Source organism: Burkholderia sp. WSM2232 (genome assembly GCF_000472545.1).
GTDB lineage: Bacteria > Pseudomonadota > Gammaproteobacteria > Burkholderiales > Burkholderiaceae > Paraburkholderia.
The window spans coordinates 14010-28388 of the sequence record NZ_AWZV01000023.1; the positions used below are offsets into that span (position 1 = coordinate 14010).

Here is a 14379-nt window from a genome sequence, read left to right on the forward strand (position 1 = left end):
TCGGCATTAGCGCGTGAGCGCAAGGCAAGGCAACGATCAAGGTAACGATCAACGTAACGATCAACGTAACAACCAGGGCGAGCAGGGTGCCCTCCCTGTTCGCGACGGCTGACACGGCCAGCACGGGCGACATCGAACGATAAAGGAGACATTGCATGAAACTGACTCGACTGGGTGCCGCGCTCGCAGCAGGCGCAGTGGCGGTGGGCGCGATTGCCGCGGCGCAGGCAGCCACCAACGAAACCATCGTCACGGTCGTCAAGGTGACGGGCATCAACTGGTTCAACCGCATGGACGACGGCGTGAAGGAATTTGCCAAGGAAAACGCCGGCATAACTGCGTACCAGACCGGGCCTGGCCGCGCGGACGCGGCGCAGCAACTGAAGATCATCGAGGACCTGATCGCGAAGAAGGTGACCGCGATTGCCGTGGTGCCCTACGACCCGCCGACGCTCGAGCCGGCGCTGAAGAAAGCAATGGACCGCGGCATCAAGGTGGTCACGCACGAAGCGGACAACGCGAAGAACACGATGGTCGACATCGAGGCATTCGACAACACCGCCTACGGTGCGGGCCTGAACGAACGGCTTGCCTCTTGCATGCACAACGAAGGCAAGTGGGCGGTGCTGGTCGGCTCGCTCGGCAGCCGCTCGCAGGTGCAATGGGCCGACGGCGGCATCGCCAACGCCAAAGCCAGGTACGCAAAGATGAATCTCGTCGAGCCTAAGCTCGAAACCAATAACGACGGCGAGCGCGCGTACGAAGTCGCGAAAGAAGTGCTGCGCAAGCATCCGGACCTGAAGGGCTTCCAGGGTTCGTCGTCGCTGGATGTGATCGGCATTGGCCGCGCCGTCGAAGAAGCCGGCATGCAGGGCAAGATTTGTGTGTATGGCACGGGCCTGCCGACCGAAGCCGGCAAGTTCCTCGAAAGCGGCGCGATCAACGGTATCGCCTTCTGGGATCCGAAGCTCGCGGGCATCGCGATGAACAAGGTCGCGAAAATGCTGGTCGACGGCAAGACGGTGGAAAACGGCGCCGATCTCGGCATTCCCGGCTACACGAAGGTGACGGTCGCGAAGGGTCCGGGCAAGGGCATCATCGTGCGCGGCCAGGGCTGGGTGAACGTCGACAAGTCGAACTACAAGCAGTATCCGTTCTGATTCCGCTGTTCATTTCGAGGCGTGCCCTGTTGGCACGCCTCGACCTTGCGACCGATCATGATGAATCAAGAAGACCAGGCTTCCAGGCCGTCAGCTCAACCCATGTCCGCTCAGTCCGCTCACTCCGCTCACTCCGCTCAGCCCTTCTTGCAAGTGGTGGGCGTGCATAAGCGCTTTACCGGCGTGCATGCGTTGCGCGGCGTGAGCCTTGCGTTCGAGCGCGGCCAGATCTATCACCTGCTCGGCGAAAACGGCTGCGGCAAGAGCACGCTGATCAAGATCATTTCCGGCGCGCAACCGCCGGACGAAGGGCAGCTCGTGATAGAAGGCGTCGCGCATGCGCGGCTCTCCGCGCTCGAGGCGCTCGCTGCCGGCATCGAAACCGTGTATCAGGACCTGTCGTTGCTGCCGAACATGAGCGTGGCGGAAAATGTCGCGCTCACCGCGGAACTGGCTACTCACGAAGGGCGGCTCGCGCGCACCTTCGACCGCCGCGTGCTGGCCGCCACGGCCGCGCGTGCGCTCGAAGCGGTGGGGCTGCCCGGCAATGCGGAATTCCAGGCGACGCTCATCGAGCAATTGCCGCTCGCCACCCGCCAGCTCGTTGCAATCGCGCGTGCGATTGCAAGCGAGGCGAAGTTCGTGATCATGGACGAACCCACTACGTCGCTCACGCAAAAGGAAGTCGACAATCTGATCGCGGTGCTCGCAAGTCTTCGTGCGCAGGGCGTGACGGTGCTTTTCGTGAGCCACAAGCTTGACGAGTGCTACGCGATAGGCGGAGAAGTGATCGTGCTGCGCGACGGACAGAAGATGGCGCAGGGACCGATCGCGCAATTCACCAAAGCGCAGATCAGCGAGTTGATGACAGGCCGGCATCTGTCGAACGAGCGGTATCGCGAAAGCGCGCACGCACAGAACGTCGTGCTCGACGTGCGAGGCTTCACGCGCGCCGCCCAGTTCAGCGACGTCAGCTTCAAACTGCACGGCGGCGAGATTCTCGGCGTGACGGGGCTGCTCGATTCGGGCCGCAACGAACTCGCGCGCGCACTGGCGGGCGTGGCGCCCGCACAAGCGGGCGAGGTGCTGCTCGACGGCAAGCCCATTGCGCTGCGCATCCCTTCGGATGCGAAACGCCACCGCATCGGCTATGTGCCCGAAGACCGCCTGAACGAAGGGCTTTTTCTCGACAAGCCGATTCGCGACAACGTGATCACCGCAATGATCTCGAGCCTGCGCGACCGCTTCGGCCAGATAGACCGCGCGCGTGCTCAGGCGCTTGCCGAGCAGACCGTGAAGGATTTGCAGATCGCGACGCCCGGCGTCGACAAGCCCGTGCAATCGCTTTCCGGGGGCAACCAGCAGCGCGTGCTGATTGGCCGCTGGCTCGCCATCGACCCGCGCGTGCTGATCCTGCACGGACCGACAGTAGGCGTGGACGTGGGCTCGAAGGACATCATCTACCGGATCATGCAGCGGCTTTCGCAACGCGGCATCGGCATCATTCTGATCAGCGACGACCTGCCCGAGCTTCTGCAGAACTGCGACCGCATCCTGATGATGAAAAAGGGACGCGTGGCCGCCGAATATCGCGCCGACCAGTTGGCCGAGGCCGATCTGTATCACGCGCTGCTTTCCGAAGCGGCATAGAGGACGTCAACCGCCATGAACTCGCGCATCCAGCCGCGCATGAATTCGTCCAAAGTTTCGTCCAACGCTTCGCCAGGCAGGCAGACCATGACCACTCCGAATGTCGTCGAAGTCGCGCCGAGCGTCGAACCGCAAGGCTTGCGCATGAGGCTCGCGCGCAACCCCGAATGGTTCACCGTCGCGCTGATCGTGGTGACGTGTCTGATTGTCGGCGCGATCAACCCGCGCTTCTTCCAGTTCGCGACGCTGTTCGATCTGCTGCATTCGGCGACCACCATGTCGCTGTTCGCGCTCGGTACGCTCGTCGTGCTGGCGTCGGGCGGCATCGACGTGTCGTTCACCGCCATTGCCGCGTTAACGATGTACGGCATCACCAAGGCGGTGTTTGCCTGGTGGCCGGATGCGCCGTTTGCGCTGATACTCGTCACCGGGGCGCTGGGCGGTGTAGTGCTCGGCGTTGTCAACGGGCTGCTCGTGCATCGGCTCAAAGCGCCTTCGCTGATCGTCACGATCGGCACGCAGTACCTGTACCGCGGCTTGCTGCTGACCTTCATCGGCACGACGTTCTTCATGAACATTCCGCACAGCATGGATCACTTCGGCCGCATTCCGCTGTTTTTCTATCACACCGCGGACGGACTGCGCGCGGTGCTGCCGGCTTCGGTGCTGGCGCTTGTCGCCGCCGCGCTCGTCACATGGTGGCTGCTTAACCGTACGATGATGGGGCGCGGTGTCTATGCAATGGGCGGCTCGCTCGCCATCGCCGAGCGGCTCGGCTACAACCTGCGCGCAATCCATCTGTTCGTGTTCGGCTATACGGGCATGCTGGCGGGCATCGCCGGGATTCTGCATGTGTCGAATAACCGCCTGGCGAACCCGTTCGACCTGGTCGGCTCGGAACTCGACGTGATCGCCGCCGTGATTCTGGGCGGCGCGCGCATTACGGGCGGTACGGGGACCGTGGTGGGAACCTTGCTCGGCGTGGTGCTGGTTACGCTGATCAAAAGCGTGCTGATTCTCGTCGGTGTGCCTAGTACGTGGCAGAAGGTGATTATCGGCGCGTTCATTCTGCTGGCCGGTACGCTGTTCGCGTTGCAGCGCAAGCGCTGAGGGATGGGTGGTCGCGGTTTGGCGGCTTTGCGCCATCACGCGGAGCGCAAGCACTCAGGCAGACGGTTTAGAGGCTTTGCGGTTTAGAGGTTCTGCGGTCCAGCGGTTCTGCGGTTCTGCGGTCCAGCGGTCCAGCGGCTTTGCGCCGCAACACCGCGCGAAGCGAAGCGCGCCCCGCGAGGAACACCTCGCGCCCCCGACCCGTGCTACTGAAGCTTGCGCGCCTGCTGGCCCTGTTCGGTGATGATCGAGTCGAAGTCTTCGATCTGCGAGAAGCGCACCGCCTTCACGACGCCGAACTTGCTTTTATCCACCACCAGATGCCGTTCGACGGCGCTCGCCATCGCGGCCTGCTTCACCGCGACCTCATGGAAGTTCCAGCAGGTCACGCCACGCGCGGTGTCCACGCCGCCCGCCGAGATAAACGCCTTGTTGATGCCCATGCGGCGCAGCATCTCGAGGCTTTCTTCGCCCGCAAACGAATCCGACGAAGGCACATAGACGCCGCCGAGCAGAATCATCCGCACATTCGGCTTGCGCCGCAACGCCTCCGCGACGTTCAGCGAATAACACACCACGGTGACGTGGCGCTCGGGCGGAATCAGGCGCGCAAGCGCCACGAGTGTCGTTCCGCAATCGATGAAAAGCGTTTCGTTGTCGCCGATCAGCCCCGCGGCAATGGACGAAGCTTCGGCCTTGGCCTGCGCGAAATGATCCTTCTCCTGCTCCAGCGAATAGCCCGCGTTGTTCGGCACGTCGGTCGCGCTGACGATGTAGCCGCCCAGATAGGTGAAGCGGTCTGAACTGGCAGCGATGTCGCGACGTACCGTCATCTCGGAGACGCCGAGCAGGGCGGCGGCATCGCGCAGGCGCATCACGTTTTGCCGGGTCAGCGCGTCGGCCAGAGCGCGTAGGCGATCGGGTTTGAGCATGGATTTCCTGGCGCGTGGGGTGTGTGAACGACGTTAGATTTTGTTCAGGCGTGTTGAAACGATTATAACGACAGCTGACAGGCGCGGCGAGCGCTGAGGCGAAGCAAACCGCGAGTTTTGTGCACGCAGTGCTGCTGCGTCACATGCACGAATAACAACACTCCGTAGCGCCATACGCATAGCGCAACACAACTAGCGCCATACGAATAGAGACGCACGACAGGACGCGCACGCGGCCAGACCGCGCGCGAACACGCCGGAGACCGCGCAAACACGCCGCCCGCCGCCAACGTGGCGAATAGGAACGCGCTTTGCTCGCTTCACCAGGCGGCTCCGCATGGGGCCGCGCCTTTCGACTGACAACCACGTTTGGAGATTGCCATGGACGGCCTGCCGGGCGAACCCACCGTAGAGGACCGCATCCGCAAGCGCGCTTACGAATTGTGGGAAAGCGACGGCTCGCCCGAAGGCCGGGCCGACGATTACTGGGCACGCGCCGAGGCGCAGATCCAGGCTGAAGGCGAAGCGGGCGACGGCGAGCCCACGGCCGCCGCCGATCAGTCGGGCAAAGGGCGGCGCGCGGCCGAAGCCATTGGCGACGAAGGCGCAGAGGTGCCCGACAACACGCCCGGCAGCCGCTAGCCGCGGCGTAACGCAAGGTGCCGCAACGCAGCGCAGCGCAAGGCAACGCAGCCCATAACCACGACACGCGGGAGGAGCATCATGGATTTCGAATACGGAGGGTGCATCGTTCACCTGACGGCGGGCGTCGACGCCGGCACGATCGTCGCGCATGCAAGGATCGAGGTCACACCAGGCAGCGTAAGTTCCGGCGACGACACGCACGACATGGAATTTCACCGTGATTTCGTGGACGAACACGAAGCGCTCGAATTCGCGCGCGAGCGTGCGACGGCGTGGATCGACGAGCACGTCGAGCGTGCAGAGGGCGCGGAGCCGGCGGCGCCCGCAGACGGCTACAGCGGCCCGATCGCCTAGTGCCTTCGCAACGCGATGGCGGGCGCTCGACATGCGATGAGCGCTACGCTTAATTTCATTGCGGGTCTGTACATTTTTCCATCCGCGAAAACTGCCGCGGCTCACGCGCGACCTCGGCGGGCATGCACCATGCGGCGCGTCTCGCATCGGTTAGTCGAACGGAGCAGGGCATGCGTATCGCGCAGGTTTCGCCGCTGTATGAGAGAGTGCCGCCCGTCGCGTATGGCGGCGTGGAAAGAGTGGTGGCGTGGCTGGTGGACGGTCTCGTTGCGCGAGGCCACGACGTGACGCTCTTTGCGAGCGGCGACTCGTGCACGCGAGCGCGGCTCGTGTCCGGCAGCGACTGCGCGATTCGCCTGATTGAAGATACCGCCGACCCGCAGGCGTTCCACTTCGCGATGCTCGAGGAAGTGGTGCAGCGCGCGGACGAATTCGACATCGTGCATTTTCATACCGACTACGCGAGCTTTCCGTTCGCGCGGCGGCTGAGCTGCGCGTCGCTGACCACCTTGCACTGGCGGCTCGATGTGCCGGGCCTCAGCACGCTTTACCGGCAGTTCGCCGACATGCCGGTGGTGTCGATCTCGAACGCGCAGCGCGCGCCGTTGCCGTGGCTCGACTGGCGCGCCACGGTGCATCACGGCCTGCCCGCCGATCTGCTGCGCTTTCATGACCGGCCCGACGCTTACGTGGCTTTTCTCGGCCGCATCGCGCCCGCCAAGCGGCCCGATCGCGCGATCGACATTGCACGGCGTGCGGGTTTGCCGATTCGCATCGCCGCGAAAATCGACAATGGCGACCGCGCGTATTTCGAGGAAGAGATTGCCGGCCTGTTGCAGATGCCGCATGTCGAGTATTGCGGCGAAGTGGACGACGCCGGCAAGAACGATCTGCTCGGACAAGCACGCGCATTGCTGTTTCCGATCGACTGGCCCGAACCCTTCGGCCTCGTGATGATCGAGGCGCTCGCGTGCGGCACGCCGGTGATCGCGTTCGATCACGGCGCGGCGCGTGAAATCGTCGAACATGGCGTGACAGGCTTTCTGGTCGATTCCATCGACGAAGCCGTGGCCGCGCTCGCGAAAATCGACAGCATCAGCCGCGCCGCGTGCCGCGCGGCCTTCGAGCGCCGCTTCACGGTGGAGCGCATGGTCGATCAGTACCTGCACATTTACGAGGCGATGGTGCGCGACGCGCAACCGCTGCAGGCCGGCTGAAGTTCGGCTCAAGTACGGCTGAAACACGGCTCAATCAGACAAACGAACGGGGATCACGGAGCGCTTTCCATGCGATTTTTTGCCCTTGCGACCGACTATGACAACACCCTGGCGTCCGACGGACGCGTTGCCGACGCTACGTGGGACGCACTTGAGCGCCTGCGCGCATCGGGCCGCCAGGCGATCCTCGTGAGCGGCCGCGAGATGGACGACCTGCTCGAAATCTGTCCGCGGCTCGATCTGTTTTCGCGCGTCGTCGCGGAAAACGGCGGCGTGCTGTACACGCCTTCCACGGGCACGCGGCGCCTGCTGGCGCCGCCGCCGCCGCCCGCGTTCGTCGACGAATTGCGTAGACGTGGCCTCGCGCACTTCAGCGTGAGCGAGACGCTGGTCGCGACGATGAAGCCCGCCGAGCAGATCGCGCTCGCGGTGATTCGCGATCTGGGCCTCGGCCTGCAGATCATCTTCAACGGCGAGGCGGTGATGATCGTGTCGCCGGGCATATCGAAAGCAAGCGGCCTGCACGAGGCGCTCGACGAACTAACGCTGTCGCCGTTCAATGTGGTGGGCGTGGGCGACGCGGAAAACGACCACGCACTGCTCGACGCATGCGGTTTTTCGGTCGCGGTGGCCAATGCGCTGCCGGCGCTCAAGGAGCACGCCGATATGGTCACGAGCCAGGCAGCGGGCGCGGGTGTCGCGGAACTGGTCGACGCACTGGTGAAGGATGATCTGCACGAGCGCGCGAGCAGGGCGCAGCGCAGCCGCGTGCTGATCGGCCATGCCCGCGAAGCTGTTGAAGCCGCTGGGGCCACCGGGGGCAGCAGGGCAACCGAAGCCACCGAAGCCAGAAGAGTCACCGAAGCCAGAAGAGCCACCGAAGCCAGAAGAGTCACCGAAGCTAGCAAAGCCACCGAAGCCCCGGACGTGTACTGCGCCGCGCACGGTTCGGTCGTGCTGCTCGCGGGCGAATCCGGCTGCGGCAAGTCAACCGCGTGTGCGGGTCTGCTCGAACGCCTCGCGGGCATGCAGCAGCTCTTGTGCATCATCGACCCGGAGGGCGACTATCAGAACGACGACGATACCATCGTGGTCGGCGACGCCCACACCGCGCCGCTGATCGACGAAATCGTGCAACTGCTGCTGCGTCCTCCACGCTCGGCCGTGGCCGTCAATCTGCTACGGGTGCCGTTGGCGGAGCGGCCGGCATTCTGCGCCTCTCTGCTGCTCGAGGTGCAGCAGTTACGGATGCGAACAGGGCGGCCGCATTGGCTCGTGTTCGACGAGGCGCATCATCTGTTTCCGGCCGGCTGGGCCGGCGCGAGCCAGACCATCCCGCAGACGCTGGAAACAGCGCTCGCCATTACCGTGTCTCCGCAGCAACTAGACAGCGCATTCCTGCGCCAGGTGAACCTGCTGCTCGCGATGGGCCCAAGCGCCGGCAAGGCGGTGCAGGAACTCGCGAAAGCCACCGGCAGGGCCGTGCCGCAGCTCGCTGGAACCGAACTCGAAACGGGGCAGGCGCTGTTATGGCGCCTCGACTCGCCCGCGCCTGAAGGCGTGATCCGCCTCGAGCCGGGTAGCAAGCACCGGCTCAGGCATCGGCGTAAATACGCTGAAGGGCTGCTGATTCCCGAGCGCAGTTTCTATTTCCGCGGGCCCGAGCAGGCTTTGAACCTGCGCGCTCATAATCTCGTGCTGTTCGTCGAAATTGCCGAGGGTGTCGATGCGCCCACGTGGCAGTATCACCGCGAGCGGGGCGACTATTCGCGCTGGTTCGACAAGGAGATCGGCGACCCGGACCTCGCGGCGCAGGCACGGCAAATCGAGCAGGACGCTTCGCTCGATGCAGCCGAAAGCCTCGCGCGGATCAAGGCGGCTGTGCAGGAACGCTACACCCAGCCGGAAAATCCGTCGATGCCCGCCGTGCTGACGGCGAAGAACATGGATGCCGCGGCGGACGTAGCGACCGGCGACGGCGGCCGGAAGCGCTCCAAAGGGGAGAACGCGACGTAGCGAAAATCAATCCGGACACCGTATTAGTCCGGCATGCCGTGTGTGCTATCTAATCGACCCGCGCAAGGCTGCGGTTTGCCTTGCGCGCAGCGCGCCGACGTGTGTCCGACCGTGCCGCATGCACCGCATCCACCGCATTCACCGCATTCGCCCCATCCACCTCATTCGCCCCATTCGCCGGCCGCGACAGTGCGCCGCTCGTGCGTTGTGCGTCGCGCAGGGTCGCGAGCGTGGCGAAGAGCATGCGCACGTCCGTCGCACTGGAAGATGCATCAAAACAAGGCGCGATCTGCTCGAGCATTTCAAGGGCTTTTGCGGCGCGCGCGCCGTCGCCGGCCTCTTCGCACCACAGCGCCGCCAACGCGAGACACGCACGCAGTTCCCACATCTTCGCGCCTTGCCGGCGAGCCATCGCGAGCGCTTTGGCCAAACACGCTTCTGCGTCGGCGAACTGCTGTTGCGCGCGCGCGGCGATGCCGAGCACGCGCAACAGTTCAGGCACGAACATCATCTCGCCGTTGCTCTCGCAGAACTGCAGCGCTTCGTTGAGCCGGCGCGCCGCTTCGTCGAGCCGCCCGGTTTCCACCAGCGCCTCGGCATAAGCGGCGATGAAGAGCGTGATCAGCCGCCGGAAGCCGCGTGCGATCAGCGCGTCGAGAGAACTTTCCAGCAGCGCGATGCCGCGTTGCGTTTCACCGCCGAGAATATCGTGGTACGCGGACAAGCAGTTGCAGTAGTCGCGCCACACGTCGAGGCCGTGCAGCGCTACCTGGGAGCGCATGATGTCGAGATACACCGCCGCGCGGCCCAGATCACCGCACATCAGCGAGAGCGGCGCCGCCGAGGCTCCCAGCGTGTGCGTGAGCGAAGGCTCCATGATGTCGGGGCGCACGAGGCCAACGAGCGTGTCGACGAGCCGCATCGCCTCCCCGCAGTTACCCTCCAGCCATGCAATGCGCGCGAGCGTGCCGTTGCAGTAGACGAGCGGGTCGACGGGAATGGTGTTGTCGCGCAGTCCGCTGTATTCGAGTTCCGCAAAGCGGTTTCTGGTGCGCAGCAGTTCTGTCCGTGCGAGCGCATGACGGCCGAGGCAATGCTGCGAGATGGCGGCGATCTGGTCGGCCAGGGTTTGCTGCCAGGGGTTGTCGCTTTGCTGCGCGAGCTGTTGCAAGCGCGCGGCGAATTGAGCGGATGCATGAATGTCGCCGCTCGAAATCATCGTGGTCCATAAGCCCCACAGCGCACGCGCCTGGTATTCGCTGTCGGCACGCTGTGTGGCGAGCGCGTAGACCTTGCGCCACAATTGCCCGGACTTCGGCACAAAGCCGCGCACGTGCGGCAGCGCCGAGGCGAGCGCCGTGCGCACGCGCATTTCGTCGCGAGCATCCACGCTTGCCTCGGGCAGCGCGTCCAGGGCTTCCACGGCGCGCTCCGCGCGTTCGCAGCACTCCGCGATCATGCCGGCGTCGAGCAGCGCGGCCGTGAGATTCGACGCGAGCTCGATGCCCAGTTGCACGTCGCCGTCCGCTGAAAACGCCCAGTCGTACGCATGGCGCGCGTCGTCCAGTGCGTGCTTGAGGGCGGCGGCGCTGTGCGCGTTGCCCCGCACGGTCTGCGCGGTATGCAGATTGAAGCACTCGGACAGATAGCGCGCGTGGCGCACGGCGAGTTCCTGACGCTCGCCTTCGGCCTGCAGTTTTTCGAGCGCGTAGGCGCGGGTGGATTCCAGCAGCCGGTAGCGCGCCACCGGGCCGTCGAACTCCACGTTCACGAGAGACTTGGCGAGCAACTCGCTGATAGCGCTGATTGCATCGGCCACGCTCAGGGACGCATCGCAGGCCACCGTGCACATCGCTTCAAAACTGAACACGCCGCCGAACACTGCGCTTCGGCGAAACAGCGCCTGCGACTTGGCGTCGAGCAGCGCGAAGCTCCAGTCGAAGGTCGCGCGCAAGGTTTGGTGGCGCGGCAATGCGGTGCGGTAGCCGCCCGCGAGTATCGCGAGGCGATCGTCGAGCCGTTGATGCACGCCAACCACGCCCAGCGTCACGACGCGCGCGGCCGCCAGTTCGAGCGCGAGCGGAATGCCGTCGAGCCGCCGGCATATTTCGCCGACGAGCCGCAGCTCCGTACTGTTTGTGCCGATATCGCGCTGCATGGAGTTCGCGCGCAGCAGAAACAGGTTGACGGCGGACTGCTGCAGGATCTCGGCGTCAGCGCTGCCTGGCTGCGGCACGTCGAGCGGTTCCACGCGAAATACGGCTTCGGCCATGATCCGCAAAGGTTCGCGGCTTGTCACGAGCACGCGCAAGTCCGCGTTGGCGGCGGCCAGTGTTTCGACCACTTCCGCGACATGGGCGATCACATGCTCGGCATTGTCGAGCACCAGCAGGCGGCGCCCGGCGAGCGCCGCCGCGATCTGCACAAGGCTCGGCGTGGTGTGTTCGGCCGGCAGGCCGCAGCCTTGTGCGATGGCCGCCAGCACGTCGTCGCGCGTGCTGAGCGTTGCGAGTTCGACGAGCCACACCGGCTGCGGGAAATCCTCCGCGGCTTGCCGCGCGGCTTCGACGGCGAGACTCGTCTTGCCGATGCCGCCGGCGCCGACCAGCGTCAGCACGGGCACGTCGGCCAGCATCGAACGGATTTGAGCGATCCCCGCATCGCGCCCGACCAGTTGCATGCGCTGCGGCGGAAGNGGGTGCCCGGCGGTCGCGTTGGCCGTGGTCCGTTGCCGGGGCACGAGCCGATAGCCGCGGCCGGGCACGGTCAGGATCAGATCGCGGTCCGCGCCGAGGATCTTGCGCAACGCGGACAGATGAACCTGGATATTGTTTTCTTCAACGATGGTGTCGGGCCACACCGCATCCATCAACTCGTCTTTCGTGACGAGGCGGCCTTCGGCCTTCGCGACGATCGCGAGAATTTCGAACGCGCGCGAGCCGAGCGGCACACGTTCGCCGTCGCGCCACAAGGTGCGCAGTTCCAGATCGATTTGAAAGCGGCCTAGTTCAATCATGTCGTTTTCAATTTCCGGGACAACGGGCTCTAAAGGAAAACATGCAAGCGGCATGGCAGAAATTACCGCATGGGGGCCGCCTTGTCTTGTCGGTTAGTGCGATCTTTGTTGGAAAGTGTAAAGAGGAACAAGCAGGGAATGCCTCGCGCCGTCTCTGGCACCGCGCATTGAGCGGCAGCGGCTATAGCCGCCCGCCTAACGCCCGGCCTGCCGACGCCAATGTCCAGGGGGCGTGCCGACCAGTTGCGAAAATGTCCGCGTGAAATGGCTCTGATCCGAGAAGCCGCAGGCAATGGCGATGTCGGACAGCGAACGGTCCGAGCGTCTCAGGAGTTCGCGCGCTTCTTCGACGCGCCGCTCGAGCGGCCATTGATGCGGCGTGCGCTGCGTGGTCTCGCGAAACGCGCGAATGAAGTAGCTGCGCGAGAGGTTGCACGCCGCGGCGATCTCTTCAATGGACACATTGCCTTGCGTCCTCGCGAGCAGCATGTCCTTGGCGCGCGCTTCCTGCCATGCGGACAGACGCCGGCTGACGCGATCCGAACCACGCGCGGGCTCGCCGTAACGATCGAGCAGATGCGTGCCGATCGTCACGCCGAGCTGTTCGATGAAAAGCGGACTCGCCTTGTGTTGCGCTTGCAGCGTGAGCGCGAGCACCTGGGCGAGATGGCCGAGCACCGGGTCCTTGCTACCGGCCACGGTGGCAATGCGCGCGAGGCCGCTGCCGCCGCGCTCGTGGCAGGTGTCGCTGACGAACGCGCGCGACAGTTCGATCAGCACGAAGTCGAAGCCGCCCAGTAGTTCGGCACGGTAGTCGTCGGCGAAATTCCGGACGTACACCGAGTCGCGCTCGAACTCGTGCGTAGTCCAGCGATGTTGCGAATAGATGCGCCGGCGGTGTCCTGTACCCAGCGATACGCCGATCAGAATGCCGCGGTCGCAGCCGTCCAGTGCGACCGGGTTCGTCTCGCTGCCGCGTGTGCATTTGCGATGGAAGCGGAATTCGCCGGTATCGAGCTCGACATCGTGCTGCAACTGACTCGACAGACAGCCAAGCGAGTCCTTGCGACGCACGGCCGGATCCACACAAGCGGAAGAAGCGGCGGATGCAAGGGTTGGGTTGAACATGGTCGTCACCTCGGTTCGTCGCAGCCCCCGACTGCATGCCGCTAATTTACTCGGACATAATTAAATGTAAGTGAATCGTCATTATGCCGGTTCGCCGGCCATTGGGAAATGCGTCTACGCCGCCCGCGCCGCAGCGCGTGGCGGGCGAATGGTGCGCAACGGGTCCGGTGGGAACGTGGCCGCGAGCCGCTCGTGAGCGAAGCCCGCGGCCAGAAGCTTCGGCGCGCGGCCCATGCAGTCTTAGCTCTGCAGGAATTCCAGCAGGTCGGCGTTGACCTTGTCGGCGTGCGTGGTGCACATGCCGTGCGGTGCGCCGGCATACACCTTCAGCGTCGCGTTCTTGACAATCTTTGCCGACAGGCGGGCGGAGGCGTCGATCGGCACGATCTGGTCGTCGTCGCCGTGCAGGATCAGCGTGGGCATGTCCATCTTCTTCAGGTCGGGCGTGTAGTCCACCTCGGAGAACTGCTTGACGCATTCATACTGGCCTTTGATCGAGCCGAGCATGCCTTCGCGCCAGAATTCGTCGATCGCGCCTTGCGAGACTTTGGCGTTAGGCCGGTTAAAGCCGTAGAAGGGCATCGCCAGATCCTTGTAGAACTGCGAGCGGTTGGCCGCGACGCTCGCGCGAATGCCGTCGAACACGGACATAGGCAGGCCGTTCGGATGCGCTTCGGTCTTCAGCATGATGGGCGGCACTGCGCCGATCAGCACGGCCTTCGCGACGCGCGAACCGCCGTGGCGGCCAATATAGTGAGCGACTTCGCCGCCGCCCGTGGAGTGGCCGACCAGCGTCGCATCCTTCAGATCCAGCGCGTCCATCACCGCCGCGAGGTCGTCGGCGTAGGTGTCCATGTCGTTGCCGTGCGACGGCTGGTCCGAGCGGCCGTGGCCGCGGCGGTCATGCGCGATCACGCGATAACCCTTCTGCACGAGGAACAGCATCTGCGCGTCCCAGGCGTCCGCATCGAGCGGCCAGCCGTGCGAGAAGACGACCGGCTTGCCGGTGCCCCAGTCCTTGAAGAAAATGCGCGTGCCGTCTTTCGTGGTGACCGTGTTCATGGTGTGTCGCTCTCCGTGCCTGGAATGAGGTGAGTTGCCCGCAGGGCTGCTGCCGCCGGTCGATGCCGCGGCCATCGCGACGCCGGGCG

At 64.6% G+C, this 14379-nt stretch carries 11 protein-coding genes; 7 read left to right on the forward strand and 4 right to left on the reverse strand.

What is annotated here, in order from left to right:
* Positions 1 to 155 precede the first annotated feature (155 nt).
* The 3 genes from F757_RS0120820 (at position 156) to F757_RS0120830 (ending at position 3920) form a co-directional block, all read left to right on the forward strand.
* Positions 156 to 1160 carry an autoinducer 2 ABC transporter substrate-binding protein gene (locus F757_RS0120820; protein WP_027213080.1) on the forward strand — a complete coding sequence of 335 codons (1005 nt, stop codon included), beginning with the start codon at positions 156 to 158 and terminating at the stop codon, positions 1158 to 1160.
* Positions 1161 to 1262: 102 nt separating this feature from the next.
* Positions 1263 to 2810 (forward strand): sugar ABC transporter ATP-binding protein, encoded by a 1548-nt coding sequence (locus F757_RS0120825; RefSeq protein WP_035467277.1) that lies wholly within the window; start codon positions 1263 to 1265, stop codon positions 2808 to 2810.
* A gap of 15 nt (positions 2811 to 2825) precedes the next feature.
* A complete protein-coding gene (locus F757_RS0120830) occupies positions 2826 to 3920 on the forward strand; it encodes an ABC transporter permease (protein WP_027213082.1) in 1095 nt (364 codons plus the stop codon).
* A 206-nt stretch (positions 3921 to 4126) separates the two neighbouring features.
* On the opposite strand, the gene F757_RS0120835 is transcribed toward F757_RS0120830, so the two are convergent.
* The gene (locus F757_RS0120835) at positions 4127 to 4852 is read right to left on the reverse strand and encodes a DeoR/GlpR family DNA-binding transcription regulator (RefSeq protein WP_027213083.1); all 726 of its coding nucleotides are present in this window, start codon (positions 4850 to 4852) and stop codon (positions 4127 to 4129) included.
* A 381-nt stretch (positions 4853 to 5233) separates the two neighbouring features.
* Here F757_RS0120835 and F757_RS0120840 point away from each other — a divergent pair, with 381 nt between their 5' ends.
* The 4 genes from F757_RS0120840 to F757_RS0120855 all read left to right on the forward strand — a co-directional run bounded on the left by F757_RS0120840 (position 5234) and on the right by F757_RS0120855 (position 9084).
* Positions 5234 to 5494 (forward strand): DUF2934 domain-containing protein, encoded by a 261-nt coding sequence (locus F757_RS0120840; protein ID WP_027213084.1) that lies wholly within the window; start codon positions 5234 to 5236, stop codon positions 5492 to 5494.
* A gap of 81 nt (positions 5495 to 5575) precedes the next feature.
* Complete coding sequence (locus F757_RS0120845; protein WP_013339370.1) at positions 5576 to 5851, forward strand: hypothetical protein; 276 nt, start codon at positions 5576 to 5578, stop codon at positions 5849 to 5851.
* A gap of 170 nt (positions 5852 to 6021) precedes the next feature.
* Entirely contained in the window at positions 6022 to 7068 is a 1047-nt protein-coding gene (locus F757_RS0120850; RefSeq protein WP_027213085.1) for a glycosyltransferase family 4 protein, read from the forward strand.
* A gap of 69 nt (positions 7069 to 7137) precedes the next feature.
* Positions 7138 to 9084 (forward strand): HAD hydrolase family protein, encoded by a 1947-nt coding sequence (locus F757_RS0120855; RefSeq protein ID WP_027213086.1) that lies wholly within the window; start codon positions 7138 to 7140, stop codon positions 9082 to 9084.
* Positions 9085 to 9133: 49 nt separating this feature from the next.
* On the opposite strand, the gene F757_RS0120860 is transcribed toward F757_RS0120855, so the two are convergent.
* From F757_RS0120860 to F757_RS0120875, 3 genes are all read right to left on the reverse strand, one after another.
* Complete coding sequence (locus F757_RS0120860; RefSeq protein WP_027213087.1) at positions 9134 to 12100, reverse strand: winged helix-turn-helix domain-containing protein; 2967 nt, start codon at positions 12098 to 12100, stop codon at positions 9134 to 9136.
* 195 nt (positions 12101 to 12295) lie between these two features.
* The gene (locus F757_RS0120865) at positions 12296 to 13228 is read right to left on the reverse strand and encodes a helix-turn-helix domain-containing protein (protein ID WP_027213088.1); all 933 of its coding nucleotides are present in this window, start codon (positions 13226 to 13228) and stop codon (positions 12296 to 12298) included.
* A 240-nt stretch (positions 13229 to 13468) separates the two neighbouring features.
* Positions 13469 to 14290: an alpha/beta fold hydrolase gene (locus F757_RS0120875; protein ID WP_027213089.1), complete on the reverse strand. Its 822-nt coding sequence runs from the start codon at positions 14288 to 14290 to the stop codon at positions 13469 to 13471.
* Positions 14291 to 14379: the final 89 nt, after the last annotated feature.

Excerpts from the sequence above, each read along its gene's own strand:
- F757_RS0120820 (WP_027213080.1), top strand. The coding sequence starts at position 156 with ATGAAACTGACTCGACTGGGTGCCGCGCTCGCAGCAGGCGCAGTGGCG.
- F757_RS0120865 (WP_027213088.1), bottom strand. The coding sequence starts at position 13,228 with ATGTTCAACCCAACCCTTGCATCCGCCGCTTCTTCCGCTTGTGTGGAT.
- F757_RS0120850 (WP_027213085.1), top strand. The coding sequence starts at position 6,022 with ATGCGTATCGCGCAGGTTTCGCCGCTGTATGAGAGAGTGCCGCCCGTC.
- F757_RS0120855 (WP_027213086.1), top strand. The coding sequence starts at position 7,138 with ATGCGATTTTTTGCCCTTGCGACCGACTATGACAACACCCTGGCGTCC.
- F757_RS0120840 (WP_027213084.1), top strand. The coding sequence starts at position 5,234 with ATGGACGGCCTGCCGGGCGAACCCACCGTAGAGGACCGCATCCGCAAG.
- F757_RS0120835 (WP_027213083.1), bottom strand. The coding sequence starts at position 4,852 with ATGCTCAAACCCGATCGCCTACGCGCTCTGGCCGACGCGCTGACCCGG.
- F757_RS0120825 (WP_035467277.1), top strand. The coding sequence starts at position 1,263 with ATGTCCGCTCAGTCCGCTCACTCCGCTCACTCCGCTCAGCCCTTCTTG.
- F757_RS0120845 (WP_013339370.1), top strand. The coding sequence starts at position 5,576 with ATGGATTTCGAATACGGAGGGTGCATCGTTCACCTGACGGCGGGCGTC.
- F757_RS0120875 (WP_027213089.1), bottom strand. The coding sequence starts at position 14,290 with ATGAACACGGTCACCACGAAAGACGGCACGCGCATTTTCTTCAAGGAC.
- F757_RS0120830 (WP_027213082.1), top strand. The coding sequence starts at position 2,826 with ATGAACTCGCGCATCCAGCCGCGCATGAATTCGTCCAAAGTTTCGTCC.